This window comes from Rhodanobacter sp. IGA1.0 (genome assembly GCF_040208325.1).
Lineage (GTDB): Bacteria > Pseudomonadota > Gammaproteobacteria > Xanthomonadales > Rhodanobacteraceae > Rhodanobacter > Rhodanobacter spathiphylli.
Genome location: NZ_CP157948.1, coordinates 1,890,116 through 1,916,617 on the forward strand (window position 1 = coordinate 1,890,116; position 26,502 = coordinate 1,916,617).

At 65.5% G+C, this 26,502-nt stretch carries 21 protein-coding genes and 1 tRNA gene; 11 read left to right on the forward strand and 11 right to left on the reverse strand.

The genetic code is table 11. The annotated features are described in order from the left end of the window. Positions 1 to 54: 54 nt before the first annotated feature. Positions 55 to 861 (reverse strand): SDR family oxidoreductase, encoded by an 807-nt coding sequence (locus tag ABNK63_RS08510; protein WP_007808831.1) that lies wholly within the window; start codon positions 859 to 861, stop codon positions 55 to 57. Positions 862 to 989: 128 nt separating this feature from the next. Here ABNK63_RS08510 and tpiA point away from each other — a divergent pair, with 128 nt between their 5' ends. The 3 genes from tpiA to ABNK63_RS08525 all read left to right on the forward strand — a co-directional run bounded on the left by tpiA (position 990) and on the right by ABNK63_RS08525 (position 2,322). Next, on the forward strand, positions 990 to 1,757 hold the full coding sequence (gene tpiA / locus ABNK63_RS08515; protein ID WP_007808832.1) for a triose-phosphate isomerase: 768 nt from the start codon (positions 990 to 992) through the stop codon (positions 1,755 to 1,757). Positions 1,758 to 1,764: 7 nt separating this feature from the next. Continuing rightward, positions 1,765 to 2,226 (forward strand): preprotein translocase subunit SecG, encoded by a 462-nt coding sequence (secG, locus tag ABNK63_RS08520; RefSeq protein ID WP_007808833.1) that lies wholly within the window; start codon positions 1,765 to 1,767, stop codon positions 2,224 to 2,226. Between the two features lie 11 nt (positions 2,227 to 2,237). Then, positions 2,238 to 2,322 (forward strand) — tRNA-Leu (locus ABNK63_RS08525). Positions 2,323 to 2,541: 219 nt separating this feature from the next. Here ABNK63_RS08525 and ABNK63_RS08530 read toward each other — a convergent pair. Then, positions 2,542 to 4,107, reverse strand: coding sequence for a phospholipase D family protein (locus tag ABNK63_RS08530; protein ID WP_040673409.1), 1,566 nt, complete (start codon positions 4,105 to 4,107; stop codon positions 2,542 to 2,544). Between the two features lie 193 nt (positions 4,108 to 4,300). Then, positions 4,301 to 7,561 carry a YadA-like family protein gene (locus tag ABNK63_RS08535; protein ID WP_350017169.1) on the reverse strand — a complete coding sequence of 1,087 codons (3,261 nt, stop codon included), beginning with the start codon at positions 7,559 to 7,561 and terminating at the stop codon, positions 4,301 to 4,303. 17 nt (positions 7,562 to 7,578) lie between these two features. On the opposite strand from ABNK63_RS08535, the gene ABNK63_RS08540 reads away from it, so the two are divergent. Together ABNK63_RS08540 and ABNK63_RS08545 are read left to right on the forward strand one after the other, a co-directional pair. Then, on the forward strand, positions 7,579 to 8,139 hold the full coding sequence (locus tag ABNK63_RS08540; protein WP_007808836.1) for an ECF-type sigma factor: 561 nt from the start codon (positions 7,579 to 7,581) through the stop codon (positions 8,137 to 8,139). Continuing rightward, positions 8,136 to 11,012: a serine/threonine-protein kinase gene (locus ABNK63_RS08545; protein ID WP_350015396.1), complete on the forward strand. Its 2,877-nt coding sequence runs from the start codon at positions 8,136 to 8,138 to the stop codon at positions 11,010 to 11,012. Before ABNK63_RS08540 ends, ABNK63_RS08545 begins: the two co-directional genes overlap by 4 nt. A 20-nt stretch (positions 11,013 to 11,032) precedes the next feature. Here the strand turns inward: ABNK63_RS08545 and ABNK63_RS08550 are convergent, their stop codons facing one another. The 5 genes from ABNK63_RS08550 to ABNK63_RS08570 form a co-directional block, all read right to left on the reverse strand. Then, positions 11,033 to 11,716 carry a hypothetical protein gene (locus ABNK63_RS08550; RefSeq protein ID WP_007808838.1) on the reverse strand — a complete coding sequence of 228 codons (684 nt, stop codon included), beginning with the start codon at positions 11,714 to 11,716 and terminating at the stop codon, positions 11,033 to 11,035. 326 nt (positions 11,717 to 12,042) lie between these two features. After that, the gene (locus tag ABNK63_RS08555; protein ID WP_007808839.1) at positions 12,043 to 12,963 is read right to left on the reverse strand and encodes a hypothetical protein; all 921 of its coding nucleotides are present in this window, start codon (positions 12,961 to 12,963) and stop codon (positions 12,043 to 12,045) included. A gap of 132 nt (positions 12,964 to 13,095) precedes the next feature. Beyond that, the gene (locus ABNK63_RS08560; RefSeq protein WP_007808840.1) at positions 13,096 to 13,356 is read right to left on the reverse strand and encodes a hypothetical protein; all 261 of its coding nucleotides are present in this window, start codon (positions 13,354 to 13,356) and stop codon (positions 13,096 to 13,098) included. Then, a complete protein-coding gene (locus ABNK63_RS08565) occupies positions 13,353 to 14,654 on the reverse strand; it encodes a hypothetical protein (RefSeq protein ID WP_007808842.1) in 1,302 nt (433 codons plus the stop codon). The genes ABNK63_RS08560 and ABNK63_RS08565 overlap by 4 nt, the downstream gene beginning before the upstream one ends. Before the next feature lie 21 nt (positions 14,655 to 14,675). After that, positions 14,676 to 15,827, reverse strand: coding sequence for an SPFH domain-containing protein (locus ABNK63_RS08570; protein ID WP_007808844.1), 1,152 nt, complete (start codon positions 15,825 to 15,827; stop codon positions 14,676 to 14,678). A gap of 547 nt (positions 15,828 to 16,374) precedes the next feature. On the opposite strand from ABNK63_RS08570, the gene ABNK63_RS08575 reads away from it, so the two are divergent. Together ABNK63_RS08575 and ABNK63_RS08580 are read left to right on the forward strand one after the other, a co-directional pair. Continuing rightward, positions 16,375 to 17,313 (forward strand): hypothetical protein, encoded by a 939-nt coding sequence (locus ABNK63_RS08575; protein ID WP_157582233.1) that lies wholly within the window; start codon positions 16,375 to 16,377, stop codon positions 17,311 to 17,313. Positions 17,314 to 17,740: 427 nt separating this feature from the next. Then, entirely contained in the window at positions 17,741 to 18,316 is a 576-nt protein-coding gene (locus tag ABNK63_RS08580) for a hypothetical protein (protein ID WP_007808850.1), read from the forward strand. Positions 18,317 to 18,452: 136 nt separating this feature from the next. Here ABNK63_RS08580 and ABNK63_RS08585 read toward each other — a convergent pair whose 3' ends face one another. From ABNK63_RS08585 to ABNK63_RS08595, 3 genes are all read right to left on the reverse strand, one after another. Next, positions 18,453 to 19,658, reverse strand: coding sequence for an acetyl-CoA C-acyltransferase (locus tag ABNK63_RS08585; protein ID WP_007808852.1), 1,206 nt, complete (start codon positions 19,656 to 19,658; stop codon positions 18,453 to 18,455). Between the two features lie 104 nt (positions 19,659 to 19,762). Continuing rightward, entirely contained in the window at positions 19,763 to 22,150 is a 2,388-nt protein-coding gene (locus tag ABNK63_RS08590; RefSeq protein ID WP_350015397.1) for a 3-hydroxyacyl-CoA dehydrogenase/enoyl-CoA hydratase family protein, read from the reverse strand. Positions 22,151 to 22,188: 38 nt separating this feature from the next. Next, the gene (locus tag ABNK63_RS08595; protein ID WP_350015398.1) at positions 22,189 to 22,854 is read right to left on the reverse strand and encodes a TetR/AcrR family transcriptional regulator; all 666 of its coding nucleotides are present in this window, start codon (positions 22,852 to 22,854) and stop codon (positions 22,189 to 22,191) included. A 184-nt stretch (positions 22,855 to 23,038) separates the two neighbouring features. On the opposite strand from ABNK63_RS08595, the gene ndk reads away from it, so the two are divergent. The 4 genes from ndk to ABNK63_RS08615 are packed head-to-tail and all read left to right on the forward strand — an operon-like array spanning position 23,039 to position 26,365. Next, a complete protein-coding gene (gene ndk, locus ABNK63_RS08600; RefSeq protein ID WP_007808857.1) occupies positions 23,039 to 23,464 on the forward strand; it encodes a nucleoside-diphosphate kinase in 426 nt (141 codons plus the stop codon). Between the two features lie 3 nt (positions 23,465 to 23,467). Further along, on the forward strand, positions 23,468 to 24,604 hold the full coding sequence (rlmN, locus tag ABNK63_RS08605) for a 23S rRNA (adenine(2503)-C(2))-methyltransferase RlmN (RefSeq protein WP_040673416.1): 1,137 nt from the start codon (positions 23,468 to 23,470) through the stop codon (positions 24,602 to 24,604). Between the two features lie 7 nt (positions 24,605 to 24,611). Continuing rightward, a complete protein-coding gene (pilW, locus tag ABNK63_RS08610) occupies positions 24,612 to 25,382 on the forward strand; it encodes a type IV pilus biogenesis/stability protein PilW (protein WP_238530948.1) in 771 nt (256 codons plus the stop codon). After that, on the forward strand, positions 25,379 to 26,365 hold the full coding sequence (locus ABNK63_RS08615) for a RodZ domain-containing protein (protein ID WP_350015399.1): 987 nt from the start codon (positions 25,379 to 25,381) through the stop codon (positions 26,363 to 26,365). The genes pilW and ABNK63_RS08615 overlap by 4 nt, the downstream gene beginning before the upstream one ends. Positions 26,366 to 26,502: the final 137 nt, after the last annotated feature.

Below are 26,502 nucleotides of genomic sequence, written 5' to 3' on the forward strand. Positions count from 1 at the left end.
CGAGCGTGGGTTCAACAACAAGGTACGGCGCGGAGCGTGCCTGCGTAACGCGCTCTACACCTGGGTATTCCGGTAACGCTTCGACTCCCGCGCCGAGAGCCACATGGCCAGTCGATCCGGCATCAGCTGGACGACCCGCTTGATGGTGCGATTCACCCGACCGGGAATGTACACGGCATCACCGCGCTCGACGGCGGCAATGCCCTGGCGCACCACTTCTCCGGCGGTGAGCCACATGAAGCCGGGCAACTTGTCCATCTTGTCGCGAGTGCCGGTGACGTCATGGAATTCGGACCAGGTGAACCCGGGGCACAAGGCGCTGACGTGCACGCCGGCAGCCTGGTTTTCCAGGCATAGCGATTGCGAGAACTTGATGAGATAGGCCTTGCTGGCTGCGTACAAGGTGTGTCCCGCCGGGCCCGGCACATGTCCGGCCAGGGAGGCGACGTTGATGATGCGGCCGTGGCCGCGTTCGCGCATGCCGGGCAGCACCCGCCAGGCCAGTTCGGTGGGCGCGGTCATCAGCACCTGAAGAAAGTCGGCATGGGTATTCCAATCGTTGGCAACGAAGGTGCCCGGCACGCCGTAGCCGGCATTGTTGATCAGCCAGTCCACCTGCAGGCCGCGTTGCTCCAGCGCTTCGAACAGCCGCTGCGGCGCCGCTGGATCGGCAAGGTCGAATGGCAGCACGGTGATGTCGACGGCGTGGGCTGCGCGCAGCTCGACGGCGAGCGCTTCCATCCGTTCGGCCCGGCGCGCGGTGAGCACCAGGTCGTGCCCCAGGGCCGCGAGCTGGCGGGCGAACTCGGCACCAATGCCGGAAGAAGCGCCGGTGATCAGGCTGAGCGGGCGACGGGTCATCGTGCGTGATTCCTGCGGGTGGATCATCATTCTTGACTGCGCGGGTCGGGCGGCGCCAGTGGCAGGCTCGTTTGCCGTTCCTCCGACCCCTCGGTAAGCTTGCGGTTTGATCGCAGCAGAAGCAGACCATGCGCAAGAAATTCGTCGCCGGCAACTGGAAGATGCACGGCAGTCGCTCGATGGCCAAGGCTCTCGTGGCAGACATCGCCGCCGACATGCCGGGCGATATCGATGTCGCGGTGTTTCCGCCGTTCCCCTACGTGGCCGAGCTGGCCGCGCAGCAGGCCGACTCCGGCTTGCGGGTGGGTGCGCAGGACGTCAGCGCACACGAGGGGCAGGGCGCGTATACCGGCGAAGTGTCGGCCGCGATGCTGGCCGACATCGGTGCGCGATGGGTACTGGTCGGCCACTCGGAACGCCGTCAGTACCACCATGAAAGCGACGAGCTGGTGGCGCACAAATTTGCCGCTGCCCGGGCCGGCGGCCTGACCCCGATCCTGTGCGTGGGTGAAACGCTGGAGCAGCGTGAAGCAGGCGAGACCGAGGCGGTCATCGAGCGCCAGCTGCAGGCCGTGCTCGCGCTCAATGGCGTGGCCAGTTTCGACACCGCGGTCATCGCCTATGAACCGGTCTGGGCGATCGGCACCGGCCGGACCGCGAGCCCGGAGCAGGCGCAGCAGGTGCACGCCTTCATCCGTAGCCAACTGGAAAAGGAAGATGTTATGATTGCCCGTCTGACCCGGCTGCTTTACGGCGGCAGTGTCAAGGCGGCCAATGCCGCTGAATTGTTCGCGCAGGCGGACGTGGATGGGGGGCTGATCGGCGGTGCCTCCCTGACTGCATCCGACTTCCTTGGAATCTGCGCCGCGGCGCATCAGGCGTCACAGGCCCAATAGAAACCTTATGTTCGTCATTTTCAGCGTGTTCTACATTCTGATCGCAGCGGCGATGATCGTGCTGATCCTGCTGCAGAACGGAGCGGGTGCGGACGCCGGTTCCGGTTTCGGCGGTGGTGCCTCGGCCACGGTTTTCGGTGCGCGCGGTTCGTCCACGTTCCTGACCCGTGCCACGAGCGTGCTCGCAGCCCTGTTTTTCCTGCTCAGCCTGGCGATGGGCGTGTATCTGAATGACAACGGCGCACCCAAGGCCAAGGCACAGGATCTTGGCGTGATGTCATCGTTGTCCGAGAAGCCGGCAGCCACCAACGCTGCCCCGGCCAAGCCCGCCGCGGGCTCGGAAATTCCGGCAGCCGTGCCTGCTTCAACCAACAACGCCGTACCGGCAGCTCAGCCGGCGGCAACCCCCGCTCCGACCCAAAGTCAGGGCGAGGTACCGGCAGCCACCGAGCCGCCGGTAAAGCACTAGGCAACACACCTGCCCAGGTGGCGGAACTGGTAGACGCACTACCTTGAGGTGGTAGCGACGCAAGTCGTAGGGGTTCGAGTCCCCTCTTGGGCACCATTACACTGTTTCAGGACGTCCGATAGAGTCCGAAACACACAACGAAACCCGCTATTTCGCGGGTTTTTTTGTGCCTGAGCGTCCGGTCATGTCGGTCCCCAAGACATCCGGCTCAATGCGATCATGACGCAACCACTTTGACCATGGCGATGGCCAGCCCTGCCAAGGCACCTGCGATCTGCGTCCAGCAAACGCAGCCGAGCCGGAACGTCCACATGCTCAGAGCAGGCTCTCCAGCGGCAACAGCTTGAGCATCTGCACTTCGACCCGGCGGCTGGTGGTGACACCCGGGTCGTGGTCGTAGGTCACCGGCTTGCCATGTTCGGTGGCCTGCCATTGCATGACGCCTTGCGCCGAGCCGTCAACTTTCAGCGACAGGTGGTAGGCGTATTCGGGCAACGTGGCGGTGTCGAAGAACTCGGTCACCGCGGCGGCCAGCGGCGGGCAGTCGACGATGATCCCCATTTCGGTATTGAGCAGTTTCGAGCGCGCGTCCATGTTCATCGAGCCGATGAACACCTTCTGTCGATCCACCACGATGGCCTTGGCGTGCAGGCTGACGCCGGACGAGGTGCCACCGGAGGTCGCCGGCTGCGGTGCGCCCGCGGCCGGTTGCAGTTCGAACAGTTGCACGCCGCTTTCCAGCAGCGGGCGGCGATAGCGCGAGTAGCCCGAATACACGATCGGCTCGTCGTTGGAGGCGAGCGAATTGGTCAGCACCTTGACCTTCACGCCGCGCCTGGCCAGCGCTTCCAGGTACGCCGTGCCGCGTTCGCCGGGAATGAAGTAGGGCGAGATCAGCAGCAGTTCGTGCTGCGCGGCATCGGTCATCGCCTCGATGTCCGGACCGATGCGCAATTGCGGCTGGTCGGGACCGGCCTCGATCTTGGACGGCTGGTCAGCCACCAGCGTGGCCGGGCCCCAGAACCAGTTGCCCGGGCGATCGGCGGATGCGCCGTGGGGCAGGTTGTCCAGCGTCGCCTGTGCATAATCCGATTGCGCGAACGCCCGTGCATCGTGGGCCAGCTCGATACGCAGTTTCGCCAGGTCGTAGTGGTCGGCGTGCTTGCCGTGGAACGCCTTGACCGGATAGGCCGCGTCGCAGTTCCAGTATTCGTCGAAGGCGTGCGAGGCCTGGTTCACCACCGGGCCGATCGCGACCAGGTCGAGGTCACGGAAGTTGGTATCTTCGCCAGCGTCGAAGTACGCGTCACCGATATTGCGCCCGCCCACGATCGCCACGTTGCCGTCGGCAATGAACGACTTGTTGTGCATGCGGCGGTTGAGCCGGTGCGTGTCGAGCAGGAACTGGGTGGCCTTGGACAGCAGCGACGGGCTCTTCGTCGCAAACGGGTTGAACAGGCGCACTTCGATGTTCGGATGGGTGTCCAGTGCATCGAACAGGTCGATCGCCTGGCTGGCGTTGATGTCGTCCACCAGCAGGCGCACGCGCACGCCGCGATCGGCCGCGGCCAGCAGTCGCTGCGCCATCAGTCGTCCGGTCGCGTCGTTGTCGAAGATGTAGTACTGCAGGTCGAGCGAGCGCTGCGCATGGTCGGCCAGCGCCACCCGGCTCATCAGCGCATTGGTGCTGCGCATCAGCAGGCGGAAGCCGGACTGGTCCCGGTGCCGATCGGCTTCGCCGTGCACGTAGCGCGCAGCGGGCGTGCCCATGGCCGGCGGCAAGGCCGTCGACACCGGCTTGACCACCGGCGCCGGTGGCGAGCAGGCCGCCAGCGCCAGGCCGAGCATCGTCGATCCGACCACCTTGATGAGATGCCGCATGTCCACCTGCCTTTCCGCCGCGGGCCGATGCCGGCTTCCCGGCGATGGTTCGTAACCGGTCTACTGTGCGAAAGGGGCCGTGAATTCCGCGCGACTGGCGCGCTGCGCCGCTGCGGGCCGGCTGCGGGCCATCATGAACAGCGAGCGGAACGACGCGGTTGCCCGCGCCGTTCCGCTCGTTCCGCCGAAGCGCTTACAGGTCGAAGCCGAAGCCTGCACCGGCGCTGGACTCACCGCGACTGAAGCTGGCGCCCAGCGAGAACGAGCCGTGGTCGCCGACGCGCTTGCCATAGCCGATCGATACCGCGCCCTGGCCACCTTGCGCGCCCATGCCGATCGCGAGGCGTCCATTCGGGCCGCTGCCGTTGGATGCATTGACCGCCATCTGGGTCATCGCGGCACCCATCGCACCGACCTGGCTGATGCGCTTGTCGGTCTGCGCAAAGCGCCTGCCGACCTCCTGCTGGTACTGGGTGAAGCTGTCGTTCCAGGTCGCGAACCTGCTGTCGGTGTACGACTTCGAGGAGTTCAGCGTCTGCGCGGCGGTGGTATCGGCATAGGTTTCGGATGTGGCGAGGGTGGCGGCATCGCCGGCATCCATCTGCCGCTTGTTCACCGCGTCCATCGGATCGACACCGTCGGCCATGTTCTTCACCTGGGTGCCATCCGCCCCGGCCAGGGTTGCCGTCGCCTTGGCTGCGTCGTCGTACTCGACTGCCAGCGCACTGCCGCTGCCGGTGCCATCCACGCCCGGTTCCCCCTGCGGACCGGCGGGGCCTTGCGGACCCTGCGGCCCCTGCGGACCGGCCGGACCGGCCGGACCCTGGGAGCCGGAGCCGACTTCGATGTTGTCGATCTGGTCGTGCAGACCGGTGAGTTGCGTGTCCACCGCCGCGAACGCCGAGGCCACATCGCTGAAGCTGCTGCCCTGGACGACGAAGGTCGGCGCGGTGAATACACCGCCGGTGAACGTGGCGCCGCCGCCGAACCAGTCCACGACCGAACGCAACTGCCGCACGTTGACGGCGTCGAAGTCCTCGGCTCCATCGCCCATGTGGGTGATTTGCTGCTCGCTGCCGGCGCTGCCGACGGAGATGGTGTGTTCGCGGTCGGCCACCGCACCAAAGCCGATGGCCGTGCTCTGCGTGGCATTGGCCGTGGCATTGATGCCGAACGCGGCGCTGGCCTCGGCGTTCGCATTGCTGACCAGCCCGAAGGCGACGCTGTTGTCACCGACGGCGTTGTTGAAACGGCCGAAGGCGCTGGCGTAATTGCCGGCCGTGTTCATGTCGCCGAAGGCCATGCCGGACGTGCCGCTGACGGTGTTGTTGATGCCGAAGGCCTGGGCATACATGCCGGTGGCCGTGTTGTTGTTGCCGACGGCCGTACTGAAGTCTGCCGAAGCGGTATTCCTGGTGCCCAGGGCGCTGCTCTGCCTGCCACTTGCGAGATTGTTCACGCCTGCCGCGATGGCATCCGTGCCGGTGGCCCCGTCATTGTTGTAATTGCCGGCGCTGCCATCGGCGGAATTGACGCTGAAGAAGTGCACTGGCGTGCCGCCGCCGCTGACCCCGGCAATGGCCGTGTTCAACTGGCCCAGGTTGACCGCGTCGGTTGCCTCGGTGCCGGCGGCGACATGGATGATCTGGTGTTCCACGCCAATCTGGCCCACGCTGACCGCGTAGTCGCGATCGGCGACGGCCTGGTAGCCGATGGCGGTGCTGCCGATGTTCCGTGCTTCGGACCCGAAGCCGAACGCGCTGGCGTAATCGGCGCCGGCAATATTGCCATTGCCGAACGCGCTGCTGTAGGCGCCATCCGCACGTACGCCGGCACCCACCGCGACGGCACTTTCCCCGACGGCGATCGCGCCCCGGCTGTAGGCGTCGTTGGCGCCATCGCCATCGGTGTCGACGTCGGGCGTGGGCGTGCCTTCGGCGACGAAGAACGTGGACAGCGCCAGGCTACCCCGGCCGGTGGCCGTGCCGTGCGAGCCCAGCACCGTGCTGCTCGCGCCCATGGCGGTATTGGCCTGTCCCATCGCCACGCTCTTGTCGCCGCGCGCCCACACCGCGCCGCCCACGGCGACCGACCAGATTCCGCCGGCGACGGCACCCTCGGTACTGGCCACACAGTCGACGGTCGGACAACCCGGGTTGCCGGCGGCATCCAGATCCAGATCCATTTCGCCATTGCCATTGAAATCGAACCAGCTCGACACCGACAAGCTCCCCATGCCGAAAGCAGAACCGCCGGCACCGAATGCCGTACTGTCGGCTGTCCATGTCGTATTGCGATAGCCGAACACGCTGCTGCGCGGGGCATTGGCCGTGTTGCCGGTGCCGAATGCGCTGCTGGACGCGCCGCCGGCGTGGTTGCCGTTGCCGAACGCGCTGCTGTCGGCGCCGTAGGCCTTGTTGTTGTAACCATAGCCGTTGGCCCTGTCCCCCTGCACTTCGTTGACGATGCCGAAGGCGTTGGCATTCGTGCCCTCGACTTTGCTGTTGAGGCCGAAGACGTTGTTGCCGAGCCCTTCGACATGGTTGCCGCCGCCGAAGGCGTAGTTGCTGGAGCCCAGGACCGCATTGCCGAAGCCGAAGGCGCTGCTGTTCGGCTCAACGCTGTTGCCGACGCCAAAGGCGAGGGCGTCGGCGCCGGCGACGTTGTGGCTGCCGATGGCCATGCTGTTCTGTCCCTCGGCGCTGTTGTCCACGCCGATCGCGACGCTGTAGTTTCCCTTCGCCGCCACGCTGGCGCCCAGCGCGACCGCGCTGCTGCCAGCGGTGTAGGCCGTCTCGCTGGACGACTCATTGATGCCGTCCAGGTCCAGGTCCAGGTCGATGTCTTCGACGCCATTGCCGTTGGCGTCGTACCACCCCGCCAGTGCCGTGCTGCCAGTGCCCGCCGTGGTGGCGCGGAAGCCCAGCGCGCTGCTGGCATTGGCCGTGGCCAGGTTTCGATAGCCCAGGGCGCTGCCATGTTCGCCCTCGACCCGGTTGCTGAAGCCGAACGCGCTGCTCTCCAGCGCGGTGGCCTGGTTGAAGCCGCCGAACGCACTGCTCCATTGCCCCTGGGCGAAATTCCCCACGCCAAAGGCGCTGCCTTCGTATCCGGACGCGATGTTGTAACTGCCGAACGTGCTGCTATCGATCCCGCTGGCCATGTTCGAATGGCCGAAGGCACTCGTGGCGGAGGCGCAGGTTGCGTTGTCGGTGCCGCCCTCGTTTCCCTGGTCGGTCGAGGCTCCGGTCGGATTGCCGGCAGTGTCGACACAAGCCGGATCGGCGGCGAAGGCAGGAGTGGACAGCGCTGCCAACAAGGCCAGCGACAGGATGGAAGCCGCCGGCAGGCGATGGCGACGCGCAATGTGGCGATGCATGGTTTTCCCCTCTGGTGTCCCGGCGGACTGCCGGTCTGATTGATCTATGCGAAACTCCGCCTCGAAAGCGGACACGCTTGGGGAAAAACACCATGCAGGCGACATCACAGCAGCCCGAGGTCACTGTGTTGCTCACCCGTGCCCGCGCGGGAGACAGCGCGGCGCTGGGCCAGGCCTATTCGGCGGTCTACGATGAACTCAAGCGCGCTGCGCGGTCGCAACTTCGGCGCATGCGCGACGACTTCCAGACCACCGCGCTGGTGCACGAGGCCTACCTCAAGCTGGGTGGCGCGCAGATGGCGGCGGCGAACCGCAACCATCTGCTGGCGCTTTCCGCGCGGGCGATGCGGCAGGTGCTGGTGGACAACGCGCGCGCCCGCAAGGCGGACAAGCGCGGCGGCGGACAGGACGCGCTGACCCTGAGCGCCGCGCTGGGCAAGGGCGAACAGGCCGCGGTCGAGGTGCTGGCGCTGGACGAACTGCTGTCGTCCCTGTCCCAGCTCGACGAACGCGCCGCGCAGATCGTCGAATTGCGTTACTTCGGCGGCTATTCCGAGGTCGAGGTCGCCGCGATGCTGGACATCAGCGATCGCACCCTGCGTCGTGACTGGCGCCGGGCGCGCGCCTTCCTGCTGGCGGAAATGCAGGCGTGAGCGAGACGCAGCGGCGCCAGCGTGCGCTGGCCATCTTCGACGAAGTGGCTGACTTGGCCGGGGCAGGGCGCGAGGCCCGCCTGTCCGAATTGTGCGGCGACGACGTCGCCCTCCGCGCCCAGGTGCAGGCATTGCTCGATGCGGACGCCGCGGAAGGCGAACCCTTCGGCGGCGACGCGGCGGCGTGGGGCCATGCGCTTGCCCAGGACGCGGGCGACCCGCCACAGGACCCGGCCATCGGGCGCAGCATCGGCGTCTGGCGCATCGTCGAGGTGATCGGCCACGGCGGCATGGGCGCGGTGTATGCCGTGCAGCGCGACGACGGGGCCTATGCGCAGCAGGCTGCGCTCAAGCTGATCCGCGCCAGCGCCGATTCGACGGTGGCGCGCGAACGCTTCCTGCGCGAGCGCCAGATCCTGGCCGGGCTGCGGCATTCAAACATCGCCACCTTGCTGGACGGTGGGATCAGCGCGGGGGGCGAACCCTACTTCGTGATGGAACGCATCGACGGCGCGCCGATCGACTGCTGGTGCGACGCGGGGAATCTCGGCTTGCGCGAACGCGTGGTGTTGTTCCTGCAAGTCCTCGACGCGGTGGGTTATGCGCACCGCAACCTTGTCGTGCATCGCGACCTGAAGCCATCCAACCTGCTGGTGGACGCGGACGGGCGGGTCAAGTTGCTGGACTTCGGCATCGCCAAGCAGCTCGAAGGCGCCGACGCGACCGCGACCCTCGACCGCGCGCTCACTTTCGAATACGCCTCGCCCGAACAACTGCATGACGCGCCGATCACCACGGCCACCGACCTGTGGCAACTGGGCGTGGTACTGCATCGCCTGCTGGCCGGCACGCACCCGTTCGGGCTGACCCGCGACACTCCGGTGGCCAGCCAGCTGCGCCAGCTGGCACGCGAGCCCGAACCGCTCACGCGCGCGGCAGCGAACGCATCCGCCGAACAGGCTGCATTGCGCGGCGGGCTCACTCCCGCCTTGCTGTCGCGTGCGCTGCGCGGCAGCCTGGCCGATATCGTGCAGGCCTGCCTGCGCCGTGATCCGGAAGCCCGTTACGCGTCCGCCGACGCCATGGGACGCGATCTTCGCGCCTGGCTGGACGACCGCCCGATCGCGGCCATGCGTCTGTCGCGCAGTGAACGTGCAAGATTGTGGCTGCGCCGCAATCGCCTGCTGGCCGTATCGATCGCGGCGATAGCCGTCGCCTTGTTTGCCGGAACCGGCGTGGCGCTGTGGCAGGCGCACGTGGCGCGAGTGCAGGCGAACATCGCGCAACGCGAAAGCGCGAACGCGAACGCGGCAATGCAGTTCCTCACCGAGATATTCGCGGCCGCCTCGCCCGAAAAATCGCTGAAGGCGGACGTGAGCGTGCGGCAACTGCTCGACCATGCGCGCACCGAACTGGACCGGCATGGCGGCGTCGATCCCAAGGTGCGGCAACCGGTGCAGCGCATGCTCGGACGCCTCTACTTCTCGCTTGATGACCCCAAGCGGGCGGCGGAAATGCTGCAAGCCGGAACGAAGGGCGTGCAACCGCGCGATCGCACCGATGCGCTGGTGCTGGCCGACGATCTGGTGATCGAATCCCGGGCGCTCGAATCGCTGGAACGATTCCCGGAAACCCTGGCCGCGGCTGACCAGGCGGTCGCGCTGCGCAGGCAGTTCGCCCCGGAAGACGCCGAGCAGCAATTGCGCTCTCTCGCCAACATCACCATCGCCCACGTGCAGAAATATGGCCTTCCTGCCTGCCGCAGGCAGGCCGACGAAGCGCTGGCCCTGGCCATGCGCATGCCAGACCCGCCGGCTGACGTGGTGCTGCACGTGTATGCGCTGATCGCCGCCGGCGCACGCTTCGCCGATGATCGCGCGCGCCTGCTGCAGGCCAGCGACGAGGGCATCGCGTTCGCCGACCGGCGCGGCATGCCGCCGGAGTCCCCGCTGCGCATCGAGCTCATCCGCAACCGGGCGGAGGCGCTGATCCTGCTGGGGCAATATCCACAGGCCGAGGCCGCCGCCCGTCAGGCCATCGCCATGGCGGAAACGACCGGCAGCAGCGGTGATACGCGTACCGGCATCCTGTATTCCGTGTTGTCCCATGCACTGTCCGGCCAGGGACGCTATCGCGAAGCGCTGGCGATGCAGGGACACGTCCAGCAGCACATGCCGCGCAGCGACACCGGACCGCGCAACAATGCCGCCATCGCGAGCAACCTGGCCTCGTTGCAATACGCGGTCGGCGATTACGTCAACGGCCTGGCTTCCGCGCGGCTGGCCATGGCCGAATTGGGCAGGGGGGCCGAGGAAGCCGGTGACCTGCGCCGCCCGCCTGTGGAAGTGAAGTACGCCCAGCAATTGCTGGCAAACGGCCGAACCGCGGACGCGAATGCGGAGCTGGCGGCACTGCTTCAACGCGTGCGTCGATCCGAGGGTGAGGACTCGGAGAACTATGCGCTGGTGCTGGAAGCCATGGTGGAGGCCGCACTGCGATCGGGCGACGCCGCGAACGGCCAGAAACTGCTGGACGAGACCCGCGCGCGCTACACGAAGCGTGGCCTGCCGCCGACCCACGCCAGGTTCGCGCAGTTCCTGCGTTACGACGCCGCGTTCGCGCGCATGCGCGGCGACCTGGTCTCGGCCGAGGCCAGGCAACGCGAAGCGCTGCAGCGGTTGCAGGTGAACGGCAATCCTTTCGACATCGCCGCCGCCCGCGCCGAGCTGGCGCAGATCCGCTTCGAACGTGGTGACAGGGCGGAACCACGCAACTTGCTGGCGCAGGCGCTGCCGGTGCTGCGTGAATCCGTCCTGCCGCAGGAAACCAGCCGCGCCGCGGCGGAAGCACTCGCCAGGAAACTGGCAATGTGACACTCCGCGACGGCAGCGACTTAGCGCGGCCGCTGGAATACCTGGAACGACAAGTCACGATTCCACGGCAACCACGCCGTGATCCACGGGCTGTTGATGATGAATGCCTGGCCTTCGGCGTAGCTGTCGCCGAGCGGGCCTGTCCAGAGCATGCAGCTGCCGCCGCTCGCCTCGACGGTAAAGGCATAGTCACCGGACAGCAGCAGCCGCGGCCGCTCGAATTCGATCATGCGCATGCCTTGCGTGCCGTTGATCGACGCCCACGAATCCAGCGCATAGCCGGGAACGTCCTGCGACATCAGCGCGTGCCCGGACGGCACGCCGTTGCTCAGGCTCTGGATCGTCACGTGGACCACGATGACCTCCGGCGCCGACGTGCAATTGAGCGGCAGCATCAGGTGGGTGACGACGCCGGTCTCGTGCAGGCTGAAGCCCTGGGCGAATTTCTGTTCCGCGACCCCCAGCCGTCCGACGGGGAAAGCACTGGCATTGAGGTCTTGCGCCACCTGCTCCGCCGCCAGTTCCGGCGGCGTCTGCGACAGAACCGGGCCAACGGCAGTGACAAGCAACAGGGTCGCGAGTGAACGGCAGCATTTGCGCATGGGTTTCTCCGTATCGGGAATGAAGAACAACAAGGTTTCCTGCAGGGCGTTCGCATGACTGATGCCTTGCCGCCGGCACCCACGGCCAAAGCGGTTGTCCATGGTGGATCGCGGCCGGCTTCTTCCTGTCTAGCGGGAAATCCTTTCGAAAGCGGACATGGCGCTGCCATGTCGGCGCGATGCGCACGGACGTGATGCGGCCCATGCGCCGGGCCGATCGGCCGCAAACCTGCGCCAAGACGTGCCTGCTGCCATGCGGAGCGACCGCGATGACCCGCTGGTGATGGGGCCACCGTGCCTGAAGGCGCGGATCCGCGGTCGCGGGAGGGTCCGTGGGGCAGGGGCGGGCGATGCTGCCGCCGGAGCGGCGACGGGAAGTGCCCGCTTCGCAGGCGGGGCGGGTGCGTCAGGCCCGCCGGGCTCCCTCCTCAGCCCCAGCTTGACGCCGGCATGGCACCGGGCGCGAACATGCCCTGCGGCCCGAAGTGGAACATGCGCGAGCGGTCACGTGCGTAGTCGAGGCCCTTGTTCGCCAGCACGGACCGGTTCAGGTCTTCGTACCATCGCTGCACCGTCGTGGCGTCGGTCAGCAGCAGGATTCTCCAGTCGGGGAAAGCGACCGTGATCGGCTCGTCGCCGTGCCAGGCGAATTGCGCCTCCGCGCCATGCTGCACCATGTCGGTGCCGATCAGCTGGTTCAGCGAGACGCGGATGCGTTCGAATTCCATGTTGGTGAGCAGCGGGGTGAAGTTCCTGACGCCGTGGAGCTGGCCTTCGTGGCGCCGGTTGTCGGTCTCGTTGCCGCGGACGATCACGTCCTTGAGGTCGTAGTCACCGTGGATGTAGACCCAGCCCTTGCCGGCATGGTTCAGCTGCAGGCAGCCGTAGTGGCGGGAGGCGGGGTCGACGTCGACACGCCAGCGCCACTCCGCCGAGCAGTGAGCCACGCGACCCACGCCCCAGCTGGCCCAGCTTTCCGGGCGCTGCGGATCACCCGCGGCCGGCATGTTTTCCGCCAGATAATGCATGCCGTCGTGCCAGGCATCCATCGCCTTGTGTAGCTTGGCCGGCTTGTATGCCCCGGGATGCATGCCCGGATGCACCACCAGTCCGGCGATGACGTACTCCTGCCTCACCATGCGGCCACCCACCGAACGCACGACCGCCGGCGGGTTGAGGTCGGCGGTCTTGGCCTTGATCAGGGCCGGCTTGGGATAGTAGCCGGGCACGCAGACGTAGCGCAGCGAATCCTCGTTGGTGTGGCGCACCAGCAGGATGACGTTGCGATCCCGCGCCACCATCAGGAACTTCCGAAGATCAGTGCCCCGCATGCCGATGCCGATACCCATGTCCGCTGCTCCCGTGCCGTATGGATGCCCAAAAGTGTGCTTGCTTCGAGACGCCGTGGCTCCGGCCCGGCCGTTGTCCGGCGTAGAGCCAACAGCGCGCCATGCCGCGCGCGCCAAGGCCCGCAGGGGCCTTTATCCGGAGCCGCCGGGCACTCGCTGCACGCGCTTGCGGTAGGCGTGGACGTTGTCGCCGCGGATGCGCGAGTCACGCGTGCCCTTCACCTCGTCGATCTTCTGTTCCGAGCCGGTCACCGGTTTGGCCACCACGGCCGTCTCGTGTTCGAAGTCGTGTGACTTGTCGGTATTGCGGTAATACCGGTACAGGGTCCAGTACAGGCCCGCTGCCCCGGCCGGCCCCAGTGTCAGCAGCCACAGTCCACTGTCGTCGCTCATGACGAATGCCCCAGGATGAAGAGTGCGATGGCTTCGAGAAAGCCGCCGACGGTGAGCGCAGCCGTGAGCAGCTTCCACTGCTGCACCGGGACGCTGCCCATGGTTTCGCCGGTGCGGCCGTTCACCGCGATGTAGTGCAGCATGCCGCCGTTGGGGCCGGGCTGGTGATAGGAATACAGCCATACCGGCAGGTACATCGACACCCAGCGCGTGCCATGCACGCTGAGCTGTTCCTGCTCCCAGCGCACCCCCCGATCGTAGCGGGCCACCGACTTCTCGACCTGGGCGCGGGCGATCGACAGCAGCTCGTCTTCCAGCTGCGGGCGCAGCTTTTCCACATCCATGTCGCGCTTTTCCGAGGTGATGCCGGTGAGGTAGGACGCGTTCCACTTCACCGCGTTCTTGGTGTCGAACGGAAGGATCGTGTTGATGATGTTGTTGGTATTGGTGCGCGTGTCCAGGTTGCCGCGCCGGGCGGAGGATTCCAGCGGCAGGTCGTCCACAGTGAAATCCACGTGGCGGTCAAGGCTGTAGACATCGGCGTCGTAGTAGGTCTTCTTGTCGCGGGTGTACTCGCGCGTCTTGATCTCGCCCTGGCCGGCGACGCTGGCGCTGACGTTGCCGTCCACGATCATGTAGGGCAGGTAGACGGCGACGACGTTCTCCGGCGTGAACTCTTCCTTGAACGCCTTCAGTGCGAACAACCGCCGCTTGTCGACGAACTGGCGGATGCGTGCGACCGCGTCGTCCTTCCTGATGTGGAAAGGCAGCACTGCATCGGGCACCGCGCCGTTCGGCACCTGCTCGTTGACGCCGAACACGTGGCGGCACCAGTGGCAACGCGCGGTCATCGCGCTGGCGGTATTGACCGTGACCTCGGCGCCGCAGCCGGGGCACTTGAAGGTCATCAGGCTGGCGGTGTCGGCCTTGATGTCGCGCGCGCCGGAAGCGATCACCGTGCCCTGCAACCGGTCGATGCCCTCGCCCAGGCCGAAGGCCTCCTCGACGCCCTCGCCATGCCATTCGTGACGGCAGTACATGCAGATCAGCAGGTCGGTGCCGGGCCGTTGCCGGATCTCGGTCGAGCCGCATTTCGGACAACGGTTGAGGCCGTCCTTGAGCTCGTCGGCGGCCGTGTCGATGGCGGTCGGATCGGGCGCCTGCAACTCGTCGCGGATTGGCGGGGGCAGGGAGGCCGGATCGATCGGAAAGCTGCCGCGTGGCGGCGGCACATCCTGCGGCGAACCGGGGCCGGTAGGCGGCGGCCCCGGTGGCAGCGGGGGAATGGTGGTGTTCATGGTGTGTGCGCCGTTCGCCGCTTAAAGGCCGAGGGCCTTGGCCTTTGCCGCGTCGTAATCGGCCTGGGAGATCAGGCCGAGGTCGAGCATCTCCTTGGCCTTCTTCAGCTTGGCGATCGGGTCGTCGGCCGCCGGTGCGGCTGGCGCCACCGGCTGCTGCAAACCACCGATGCCACCCATCATGCCCGACGCCATGCCGATGCCCATCATGCCCGCCGCGCCGCCGTTCTCGCCGGCCGCCTGCATGCCGGCGGCGACGCTGGCCTGCAAGTTGGAATTGCCGCGGGCGCCGGAAAGCGCATCGGCGCGCTGCACCGTCTTCAGCAGTTCGCGGGTGTTCGCGTCGTACTCGATGGAGACGATGGCGGTCTTGACGATGGCCAGGCCGCGATCGGACTTCCACTGGTAGGCGCTTTCCACCGCATCGGACAGGCTCTTGGCGAAGCCCAGCGAATCCTGCTGCAGCTTGGTGATGCGGTGTTCCTTGTTGCCGTCGTTCGAGTACAGGCTGAAAGCCGGGGCGAGCGAACCCACCACCTCGTTGAACAGCTGGCTGGCCGCGGCGTTGTCAATGTCGGTGAAATCGAACACCTTGCCCGGCTGCAGATACGAGGCCGGCACGAAGTTCTTCACGAACAGGATCGGGTCGACGATCTTCAGCGTGTACGAGCCGCGCGTCACCGCGCCGACCTGGGTGTTGAGGAAGGCGTCGTCCCAGTAGATTTCCGATTGCGTGCCGAAGCGGTTGTCCGGCAGCTCCTTCAGCGAGACGAAGAACGCCGCCTGCTGCGAGCCCGGCTGGCCGCCGAACTTGAAGCGCTCCCAGCTCTGCTTGACCAGCGCATCGACGAAGCCGCCGCCGGTGAAGATCGAGGTCGAGTTGAGGTCGTCCGATTTCCACTCGTAGCCGCCCGGCTCGGCGGCGAAGCCGGTGATCTTGCCGTCCTGGAACAGCAGCAGGCCGTAGCCCTCGGGCACGACGATCTTCGAACCGTTGGTGATGATGTTCGACGAACCGTGCGTGTTCGAACCGCGCCCGGCATTGCTGCCCTGAGGCACCGCCGCGAACAGCGCCGCCGTTGACGGCAGGCCGTCCGGAATCGTGTAGAAATCCTTCCACTGATCGGCCAGCGTGCCGCCGATCGATCCCGCCACTGCCTGAAAAAGACCCATGACTTTCCCCTTGGATTCGTGGCCGGGCAGGACACCCGCCATGCCCGCCGAACTATACCCTGCGAGGCGGGGTGCGCGAACTGTCGCACGCGAGGGCGGATTTGCCGGCCGCGTCGGTACGCCCCGTACTTTTTGCGCTATCCTCGATCGGATTCCGGGGGGAATGGATGTCCATGGAACGCAGACCGACCGTCGCCACCTTCATCTGCACTGCCGCTACGACGGCAGCAAGACAGATGCTGGAGCGACATCACATGCTCGCCGATCGCAACAGGCTTTCCCTGCGAATCCGTTCGTCACCACCGGCTGCTTTTCGCCGGCATCGAAGTCATGAAGCTTGCAGCTTCATGACCTTGCATTTCGATCTCCTCGCACGAGTCGGGAACGAACATGTCGACTACGGGTGACAGGTGACTTCGATTCCACGTTCCCTACCGCGCAGTGCCGCGGGAATGGGGAACTCGACTTGTGCATGTGACAGAAGCATCCGACTTGGGCCCGGTTTTCCGGTGCCTCTTTTGATCGGCCACCAAGGGAGTTGATGGGCATGCCTTCACAACCGGTTATCGACACACTGCTTGCAGCTTATGGCTGGACGGGCAAACCTGCCGCCCACATCGTCAACATGCCTGGCTACCCTCTGGCCGACATTGCCAACAAGACCACCCTTTGGCACAACTTGAACGCCAATCTGTGGCGTTATGCGCGAGCCAACAACTGGGTCTGGATAGATACGGCCGGAAACAACGGCTCGACCTCGCATAGCGGCCCCATCGCTCCGGGCAAGCCCCCGGCGATAGCCGGAGCCGGCACCGGCGGCATACCGTTGCTGGACGGTACCAACCTGGCGAAGTCCTGCAATTGCGGAATCTTCAACACCGTGGCGCGGCAGCTCGCCTGGCACATCCTGGGGTTCAAGGACAACGAGGTGCTGAATGCGTCCACCGACAAGACCTTCGTCACGCTTCCCGGATCATCCACGTTCGACGCGGCCTGGATGGGCAATGTCCGCACAGTGACGCAGGACTTCGCCGCGATCCAGGCGCTGAAATTCACCAATCACTCCTTCAGCAAGGGGCCCGATGGAAACTTTACCGACGCCACCTGCAACGTCCCCAGCTTCGCCAACAAGACCGACATCATGTGGTTCGACCTCAAGCGCGCGAAGAGCACGCTGCTGGTCGAAAACTCGGGCCAGGCCGGCTGGCTGGTGGTTGACACGGTCTATAGCCATCATGGTCAACTGCCGGCCGGAGGCCCGCCTTACTACCTGATTGCCTCCGCGCAGCTGAAGGCAAAGAAGGGATTGTTCCCGCTGGGAGGCCCCGGACTGACACAGGCGGCGATCAACGCCGTGCCGGACCAATGCGCCACCTGCGTCGCATGGCCGAACTGGTGGCTGCTGAGCGCCAACGATCTTCCCGTCGAATTCAAGAACTGGGCGCGCTACTTCCTGCCGATACCGGGATACAGCTCAGGATATTAGGGGCAATATCGGTGACCATGTTGCCGGCCTTGCAGTGGCATTGCATGGTGTGGGCAAGGTGCTGGCGAGGCTGTACGCAAAGCAGGGTCGTGAATTTGATCGAACCCCGTTGTTCACGCGCGGCAGGTCCGTGCCCTGCCGGGTAATCCGGGAAAAATGGGTGACCATGCAGCGTTGGTCGATCACCGCAGCCGTTACCAGCCTTGCAACTACCGGACCCGGCGAAACGCCAGGCAAAAAGTGGCGGCAACCGCATGCCGGGCTGGATAAGGAGTGATGGGATCAGGGAAAGAAATTCATCTGCTTTTGTACGGAACCCGCGCGCTGCCGGATGAGGGGTGTGATTACCAGAGAGCTGACGCAGTAACAAACCTTACAGTGACACAAACAGGGAAAACCAATGCAATTGATACGATGGAGTTTGGCAATGTTGTTGCTGGCTGGCCTGACCGGCTGCCAGTCGTCGTTGATGGTGAAGTCGGGAGGGGCGGATCCCAAGCCCGAGCCGGGCAAGGCTTTGGTAGTGTTCATGCGGCCGTCGTCGCTCGGTGGCGCGATCCAGTCCTCGGTGTACGACACCCGGGATAAGCAGGACAAGTTCATCGGCATCGTCTCCAGCAAGACCAAGATCGCCTATCAGGCCGAACCTGGTGAGCACCTGTTCATGGTGATCGCGGAAAACGCGGACTTCATGGTCGCGCATCTGGACGCCGGGAAGACCTACTACACACTGGTGAGCCCGCGCATTGGAGTGTGGAAGGCGCGTTTCTCACTGCTCCCGATCCACAATCAGGCAGGTGCGAAGTACAGCACGCAGTCGTCCGATTTCCGCGAATGGATGGCCAAGACCGCATGGGTCAGTGTCACGCCCGCCGCCGAAGCGTGGTATCGCGAGCATGCGGCGGACATCACCGAAAAGAAGCTCGACTACATGCGCCGATGGAACACGGCCGATGCCGAGCAGCGGGCTGAATTGACGTTGCCGGCCTCAGACGGCATCTAGCCCCGTCGACGGTCCGCTCGGCGGACTGAGATGAAGAACGGCACCGTATCGCTACGGTGCCGTTCTTTTTTTGGTGTCACGGGACAAGGCGCTTCGCTGTCATGAGGCGACTCCGGCCCCGCCGGAATGACAAACGTCAGAGCGCCTCGAAAATCCCCGCTGCGCCCATGCCGGTACCGATGCACATGGTCACCATGCCGTACTTCTGCTTGCGCCGACGCATGCCGTGCACCAGCGTGGCGATGCGCACTGCACCGGTGGCGCCAAGCGGATGGCCGAGCGCGATGGCGCCGCCCAGTGGGTTGACCTTGCTCGGGTCCAGCTTGAGGTCGCCCATCACCGCCAATGCCTGGGCGGCAAAAGCCTCGTTGAGCTCGATCCAGTCCAGCTGATCCTGGGTGATGCCGGTCTGGGCGAGTGCCTTGGGAATCGCTTCCTTCGGGCCGATGCCCATCACTTCCGGCGGCACGCCGGCGACGGAGAAGCCGACGAAGCGGGCCAGCGGCTGCAGGTTGTATTCCTTGATGGCCTTTTCGCTGGCGAGCATCACGGCGCCGGCACCGTCGGACATCTGGCTGGAGTTGCCGGCGGTGACGGTGCCGCCGAACTGGCCGTTGCGGAACACGGTCTTCAGCTTGGCCAGCACTTCCATCGTGGTGCCGGCGCGCGGGCCTTCGTCGGCGCTGATGGTGCGGCTGTCGGTGACGATCTGGCGGGTGGCGAGGTCGGGGTAGTGATCGTCCAGCGCGAACGGGCTGATCTCGTCGTCGAATTCGCCGGCAGCCTGGGCGGCCAGCGCACGGCGGTGGCTCTCGACGGCGAACGCGTCCTGCTGCTCGCGGCTGACCTTCCACTGCTTGGCCACGTTTTCGGCGGTGATGCCCATGCCGTAGGCGATGCCGATGTTTTCATCCTGGAAGATCGCAGGGTTCATCGCGATCTTGTGGCCCATCATCGGCACCATGCTCATGCTCTCGGTGCCGCCGGCGAGCATCAGGTCGTCCAGGCCCAGGCGGATGCGATCGGCCGCCATCGCCACGGCCTGCAGGCCGGACGAGCAGAAGCGGTTGATGGTGACGCCGGGCACGGTGTGGGGCAGGCCGGCCAGCAGCACGCCGATGCGCGCCACGTTCATGCCTTGCTCGGCCTCGGGCATGGCGCAGCCGATGATGGCGTCGCCGATGCGGTGCGGGTCGATGCCCGGGTATTGCGCCATCACGCTGCGGATCACGTGGGCGAGCATGTCGTCCGGGCGGGTGTTGCGGAATACGCCGCGCGGCGCCTTGCCGACCGGGGTACGGGTGGCGGCGACGATGTAGGCGTCCTGGATTTGTTTGGTCATGACGGAACTCCAAAAGGGTGAGAAAAGAGTGGAGAGGAGTGAGAAGTGAAAGAAAGCCTGGGCTTCGACTCTCACTCCTCACTTCCGCGCGCGCAGCGCGCTCACTAGTTCCTCAAAGGTTTGCCGGTGGTCATGGTGTGGGCGATGCGGGCCTGGGTCTTTTCGGTCTTGGCCAGCTCCACGAAGTGCTTGCGTTCCAGTGCCAGCAACCATTCCTCGTCGACGGTCGAGCCGCGCTCGATCACGCCGCCGCACAAGGTGTCGGCGATGCGCGTGGCGATCTCGATGTCGTGCGGCGAGGCGAAATAGCCGGCCTGCAGGTTCGCCAGCGAGGCCTTGAACGTGGCGGTGCCGACGTCGCCGGCGACCGGGATGGCGTTGGCGGGCAGCGGCGGGCGGTAGCCGCTCTCGGCCAGCGCGTTGGCGACCTGCTTGGCCACGTAGAGCAGCTCGTAGGCGTTGAACACGACCACATCGCCGTCGCGCAGCAGGCCCAGGTTCTTCGCCTCGAACGCGCTGGCGGAGACCTTGGCCATCGCCACCGTCTCGAACACCTTCTTCAGCTCCTCGAACGGATCGGCCGGGTTGGCCTTCGCCGCGCGGATCGCCAGCTCATGCAGGCCGCCACCGGCGGGCAGCAGGCCGACGCCGGCCTCGACCAGGCCGATGTAGCTTTCGAGTGCTGCAACCGTCCTGGCGGAATGCATCTGGAATTCGCAGCCGCCGCCGAAGGCCATGCCGCGCACGGCGGAAACGACCGGCACCAGCGAGTGCTTGATCGCCATGCTGGTGGCCTGGAAGTTGGTGACCATCTTCTCGAAATCGTCGAACCGGCCTTCCTTCAACAGGCCCAGCGCGCCCTTCAGGTCCGCGCCGGCGGAGAACGGCTCGCCGGTCTGCCAGATCACCACCGCCTTGAGCTTTTCCTCGGCCAGCTTGATCGCGTGCTGGACGCCGTCGAGCACGTGGTCATTGACGGTGTTCATCTTGGTCTTGAACGAGATGATGCCGATGCCGTCGTCGCCCAGCGTCCACAGGCGCACGCCGTCGTTCTCCCACACGGTGGTGCCGGTGTCGAACTTTTCGCCGAGGATCGGATCGGGGAACAGCTGGCGCCGGTACACCGGGTGCTGCGAGCGCGGCTTGTCGGCATTGGCGCTGGCCGAGTACGAACCGTCCTTGCCATGCACGCCCTTGCGGCCGTCGGTGACCCAGGCGGGCAGGGGCGCGTTGCTCATCGCCTTGCCGGCCTTGATGTCGTCGTTGATCCATTCGGCGATCTGCTGCCAGCCGGCGGCCTGCCAGGTCTCGAACGGACCGAGCTTCCAGCCGTAGCCCCAGCGGATGGCGAAGTCGACGTCGCGGGCGGTGTCGGCGATGTCGGCCAGGTGGTAGGCGCTGTAGTGGAACAGGTCGCGGAAGCTGGCCCACAGGAATTGCGCCTGCGGATCAGTGCTGGCGCGCAGCTTGCCGAACTTCTCGGCCGGGTCCTTGATGCCCAGGATCGCGGCCACTTCATCGGACGGCTTCTGCTCGGATGGGCGGAAGTCCTGCTTCGCCACATCCAGTACGACAATGTCCTTGCCGACCTTCTTGTAGAAGCCGCCGCCGGTCTTCTGGCCCATCGCGCCCTTGTCGATCAGGCCCTGCAACCACACCGGCGCCTTGAAATACTGGTGCCACGGATCGTCGGGCAGGGTGTCGGCCATGGTCTTGATGACGTGGGCCATGGTGTCCAGGCCGACCACGTCGGCGGTGCGATAGGTGGCGCTCTTCGGGCGACCCAGCGCCGGACCGGTCAGCGCGTCGACGGTGTCGAAGCCGAGCTTGAACTGGTCGGTGTGGTACATCGCCGACAGCATCGAGAACACGCCGATGCGGTTGCCGATGAAGTTGGGGGTGTCCTTGGCGATCACCACGCCCTTGCCGACGGTCGTGACCAGAAAGGCTTCGAGGCCATCCAGCACGTTCTTGTCGGTGAGCCTGGTCGGGATCAGCTCGACCAGGTGCATGTAGCGCGGCGGGTTGAAGAAGTGAACGCCGCAGAAGCGGTGGCGCATTTCCTCGGGCAGCGCCTCGGCCAGCGTGTTGATCGACAGGCCCGAGGTGTTGGAGGCGATGATCGCGGTCTTTGACAGGTGGCCGGCGATCTTCTTGTACAGGTCGAGCTTCCAGTCCATGCGCTCGGCGATCGCCTCGATCACCAGGTCGACGTCCTTCAGATGATCGAGATCGTCGTCGTAGTTGGCCGGGATGATCGAGGCGGCCAGCGCCTTGTCGGCCAGCGGCGCGGGCGACAGCTTGGCCAGGTTGGCGATCGCCTTCAGCGCGATGCCGCTCTTGGGGCCGTCCTTGGCGGGCAGGTCGAACAACACGGTTTCGACGCCGGCATTGGTCAGGTGCGCGGCAATCTGCGCGCCCATGACACCGGCGCCCAGCACGGCGGCCTTGCGGATGCGCAAGCCGGGGGTGGGGGAGGATGCAGCAGTCATTGGCTTCTCCAAACGTGCAAGAGGTGGGACAGGTGAATTCAGGGGTGGCTGAGGCCGGCCACGGCGAAGCGGATCAGGTGCAGGGCGGTCTGTTCGCGATGGGCGTTCTCACTGACATCGCTTTTGCGCTGGATCATGCCGAAGCCGGACATGGCATGAGTCAGCGCGCCGGTCACCAGGTCGATGCGCCAGTACAGCTCCTGCTTGCTCAGCTGCGGCAGCAGGCGGGCGAATTCGGCGGTGAACTGGCGCATGACATGGCCGTAATTGGCGGAAAGGAACTGGCGCAGGGTGTCGTCGTGCTCGGCGAAGGCGCGGGCCAGCACGCGCATGAACAGGGCGCCGCTGTCGTCGTGGGAAAGGTCGAGTGCCGGGCGGATGAAGGCTTCGAGCACGTCTTCCAGGGTGGTCTCGGGCGCGCCGGCGACTTGCGCCAGTGCGGCCAGTCGGCTTTCGTTCAGCGCGTCGAGGCGGCGGCGGAACACCTCCTCGACCAGCTTTTCCTTCGAACCGAAGTGGTAATTGACGGCGGCCAGGTTGACCCCGGCATTGGTGGTCAGCTGGCGCAGCGAGGCGCCTTCGAAGCCGCGCTGGGCAAACAGCAGCTCGGCGGCGCCCAGGATGCGGTCCTTGGTTGAAACGGAGCTGTTCACGGGGAGGATCATCCAGCAGCCAAGGGCCAGTTCAAACGATCGTTTGAGCATACGCGGACAGCTCCGCGGCCGTCAAACGATCGTTTGTTGCAAACGCGCCGCGACTTGCGTATGGGTTAGAATCTGTCACAATTTCGTGAGCTAAATCCTCAATCCCTGACAGATTTGGCCTCAGCCGGCCTCGACTGGCGACCATCCCTTTCCCAATCATCCGTTTTTTCCGGAGCAGACCCGTATGGCGCTGGAGCGCACTCTTTCCATCATCAAGCCCGACGCCGTTGCCAAGAACGTCATCGGCCAGATCTACGCACGCTTCGAACAGGCCGGCCTGAAGATCGTCGCCGCCAAGATGAAGCAGCTGTCGCGCCAGGAAGCCGAAGGCTTCTACGCCGTGCACAGCGAACGCCCGTTCTTCAAGGCGCTGGTCGATTTCATGATCTCCGGCCCGGTGATGATTTCCGCGCTGGAAGGCGAGAACGCCGTGCTGGCCCACCGTGACCTGATGGGCGCGACCAATCCGAAGGAAGCCGCGCCGGGCACGATCCGCGCCGACTTCGCCGAGTCGATCGACGCCAACGCCGTGCACGGTTCCGACGCCGTCGACACCGCCAAGGTGGAGATTGCCTATTTCTTCGCCGCCACCGAAGTTTGCCCGAGGTAAGTCTTGAATCAGGTTGTGACCACTGCTGCGACCCCAAAGGTCAACCTGCTCGATTTCGATCGGCAGGGCCTGCGCGATTTCTTCGTGCAGATCGGCGAGAAGCCGTACCGCGCCGAGCAGGTGATGAAGTGGATCTACCACGACCTGGAAGACAACTTCGAGAACATGACCGACGTGGGCAAGGCGCTGCGCGCCAAGCTCACCGAGGTCTGCTACATCGGTGCACCGAAGACCCTGCTGGACAAGGTCGCCACTGACGGCACGCACAAGTGGCTGCTGGGCATGGACTCGGGCAATGCGATCGAGACGGTCTACATTCCCGAGCCCACCCGCGGCACCTTGTGCGTCTCTTCGCAGATCGGTTGCGCGCTGAACTGCCAGTTCTGCTCGACCGGGGCGCAGGGCTTCAACCGCAACCTGTCGACCGCCGAGATCATCGGCCAGGTCTGGGTCGCGGCGAAATACCTGGGCAACGTGACTCACCAGAACCGTCGCATCACCAACGTGGTGATGATGGGCATGGGCGAGCCGCTGGCCAATTTCGAGAACGTGCTCAAGGCAATGAAGCTGATGCGCGACGACCTGGGCTTCGGCCTGGCCGCCAAGCGCGTCACCTTGTCGACCGCCGGCATGGTGCCGCTGATCGACCAGCTGTCCGACGCCATCGACGTGTCGCTGGCCGTTTCGCTGCATGCGGCCAACGATGATCTGCGCACCGAGCTGATGCCGATCAACAAGCGCTATCCGCTCGCCGAACTGCTGGCTGCCTGCCAGCGCTGGGTCGCGCGCAAGCCGCGCACGTCGATCACCTTCGAATACACCTTGATGAAGGGCATCAACGACCAGCCCGAGCACGTGCGGCAGCTGATCAAGCTGATGCGCAAGCTGCCGACCTGCAAGGTCAATCTGATTCCGTTCAATCCGTTCCCGGGCACCCAGTTCAAGCGTTCGGATGCGAACGACATCCACCAGTTCCAGACCCAGTTGCTCAATGCCGGCGTTTTGACCATGCTGCGGAGGACCCGCGGCGACGACATCGACGCTGCCTGCGGCCAACTGGCCGGGCAGGTCGCCGATCGTACCCGGCGCAGCGCCGACATCAAGAAGCGACAGGAAGAGGGGGCATCGCATGCGGTTTGAGCGGGTAGTGCTGTTCAGCCTTTGGCTGCCACTGGCAGGTTGCGTCACCACGCACAGCGACAGCAGTTCGCTGGGCAAGAGCATGCCGCAGAGCAGCCAGAGTGACCAGGCGACGGAAGCGGCCCGAATCCATACCGAGCTGGCCCAGCGTTACCTCAACTCGGGCGACCTGCAGACGGCCCTGGAAAAAGTGACCAAGGCGCTGCAGTTCGATCCCCGCTACGCGCCGGCCCACACCGTGATCGCGGTGATCTACGAACGCATCAACAGGTTGCCCGAGGCCGAAGAGCATTACCGCAAGGCAGTTGCACTGGAACCGAACAAGGGGGCGCCCAACAACAACCTCGGTGTCTTCCTCTGCCATACCGGCAAGATCGCCGAGGCGGACCAGTATTTCCGCAAGGCGATAGCCGACCCGTTCTACCAGACTCCCGACGTGGCCTTGACCAATGCTGGTGTCTGTCAGCTTCGCGCCCACGACATTGCGGGGGGTGAAGCGAGTTTTCGTGACGCCATCGCAAGAAATCCGGGTAATGCAGAGGCACTCTTCCAGCTTGCAAATACGCTTTACCTGAACAAGGATGCGTTTCGCGCCAGGGCGTTCCTCCAGCGGTTCGATGCGCTGGGCCAGCCGACGGCCGCGTCACTCAAACTGGGGCACGACATCGAAACACGTCTGGGCAATAAGGAAGGCGCCCTCACTTACAGCAAGCGACTGCTGAGCCAGTTCCCGGATTCGGAGCAGGCGCAGGCGCTGAATTCAACGACCCGCCAATGACCTCCATGCAATCCCAGCCGACCGGGCAGAGCTCCGACAAGCCCGAATTGTCCGGTATCAATTTGCCCAACATGGATGTGTCGCCCACAGACCCCCACGCGGTAAGTTTCGGCAGTCGCCTGCATGGGGCGCGTGAAGCCCGCGGGCTCGACCTGGAAACCTGTGCCCATACGCTGAAGTTGCCCGCCCGCGTCCTGCGCCAGCTCGAGCGCGACCAGCACGAGGGCATCGATTCCAAGGTCTATCTGGCCAGCTATATCGGCAAGTATGGTCGCTATCTGGGCATCAATGAGGCATCGATCCAGGTGGAACTGGATCGCATCCGCCACGTCGAGACACCACTGGTAGCCACGGGCGGCATCTCGCATTCGCGCTTCCTGCTGGATCGTTACGCCACGGCAGCCACCTACGTCGTGCTGACCGCCGTCATCGTGGTGCCGATGATCTGGCTGGGCGTGCGCGGCACGCTGGATCGGGATCTCACCCACCTCGCCCCGCTCGACGCAGCACCGGTGGCGCAGCTCGATGCGCCCGCGGTCGAGGCCACCAAGACCGACGGACAGACGGTCAACACCCCACCGCCGGTGCAGCAGGTCGTACCGCTGGCGCAGGATCAGCCGCTGCTCGCTTCCATGGCACCGTTTCCCAGCCTGGAGAACAGCAGCCTGACGCCGGCGCGACCGACGCCACCCGTGGCCGATACCGGCGTGGGTGACCACAGCCTCAGCATGACGCTCACCTCGGCGAGCTGGGTGGAAGTGGTGCAGGCGGACGGCACGCGACTGGAATACGGCTTGCTTCCCGCCGGGACCAGCAAGACCTACCACAGCAGCCAGGCGCTGGACGTGCGCATCGGCAACGCCAACGGTGCGCAGGTGGTGATCGACGGCGCTCAGGTCGGTCTCGATGATTTCCGTCGGGCCAACGTGGCTCGTTTCCGCGTGCGGATGCAGGACGGCAAGGCTTCTGCAGCCAGCCTCTGATCGCCATTCCGGGCCGCTTCGGGCGCGCCATTTCGGTTATGCTTGCCCACTGACGTCCACTCGGTCACGAGTGGACGTGACCGGCTTTTCCCTGGATTTATCGCACTGGCCCCTGCACGCGTCCGCGGGCGCGCGGC

Excerpts from the sequence above, each read along its gene's own strand:
- secG (WP_007808833.1), top strand. The coding sequence starts at position 1,765 with ATGTTCGTCATTTTCAGCGTGTTCTACATTCTGATCGCAGCGGCGATG.
- ABNK63_RS08615 (WP_350015399.1), top strand. The coding sequence starts at position 25,379 with ATGACCTCCATGCAATCCCAGCCGACCGGGCAGAGCTCCGACAAGCCC.
- ABNK63_RS08555 (WP_007808839.1), bottom strand. The coding sequence starts at position 12,963 with ATGGGTATCGGCATCGGCATGCGGGGCACTGATCTTCGGAAGTTCCTG.
- ABNK63_RS08550 (WP_007808838.1), bottom strand. The coding sequence starts at position 11,716 with ATGGACAACCGCTTTGGCCGTGGGTGCCGGCGGCAAGGCATCAGTCAT.
- ABNK63_RS08570 (WP_007808844.1), bottom strand. The coding sequence starts at position 15,827 with ATGGGTCTTTTTCAGGCAGTGGCGGGATCGATCGGCGGCACGCTGGCC.
- ABNK63_RS08595 (WP_350015398.1), bottom strand. The coding sequence starts at position 22,854 with ATGCTCAAACGATCGTTTGAACTGGCCCTTGGCTGCTGGATGATCCTC.
- ABNK63_RS08590 (WP_350015397.1), bottom strand. The coding sequence starts at position 22,150 with ATGACTGCTGCATCCTCCCCCACCCCCGGCTTGCGCATCCGCAAGGCC.
- ABNK63_RS08565 (WP_007808842.1), bottom strand. The coding sequence starts at position 14,654 with ATGAACACCACCATTCCCCCGCTGCCACCGGGGCCGCCGCCTACCGGC.
- ABNK63_RS08510 (WP_007808831.1), bottom strand. The coding sequence starts at position 861 with ATGACCCGTCGCCCGCTCAGCCTGATCACCGGCGCTTCTTCCGGCATT.
- ABNK63_RS08580 (WP_007808850.1), top strand. The coding sequence starts at position 17,741 with ATGTTGTTGCTGGCTGGCCTGACCGGCTGCCAGTCGTCGTTGATGGTG.
- ABNK63_RS08530 (WP_040673409.1), bottom strand. The coding sequence starts at position 4,107 with ATGCGGCATCTCATCAAGGTGGTCGGATCGACGATGCTCGGCCTGGCG.
- ABNK63_RS08560 (WP_007808840.1), bottom strand. The coding sequence starts at position 13,356 with ATGAGCGACGACAGTGGACTGTGGCTGCTGACACTGGGGCCGGCCGGG.
- ABNK63_RS08585 (WP_007808852.1), bottom strand. The coding sequence starts at position 19,658 with ATGACCAAACAAATCCAGGACGCCTACATCGTCGCCGCCACCCGTACC.
- ABNK63_RS08575 (WP_157582233.1), top strand. The coding sequence starts at position 16,375 with ATGCCTTCACAACCGGTTATCGACACACTGCTTGCAGCTTATGGCTGG.
- tpiA (WP_007808832.1), top strand. The coding sequence starts at position 990 with ATGCGCAAGAAATTCGTCGCCGGCAACTGGAAGATGCACGGCAGTCGC.
- ABNK63_RS08540 (WP_007808836.1), top strand. The coding sequence starts at position 7,579 with ATGCAGGCGACATCACAGCAGCCCGAGGTCACTGTGTTGCTCACCCGT.
- ndk (WP_007808857.1), top strand. The coding sequence starts at position 23,039 with ATGGCGCTGGAGCGCACTCTTTCCATCATCAAGCCCGACGCCGTTGCC.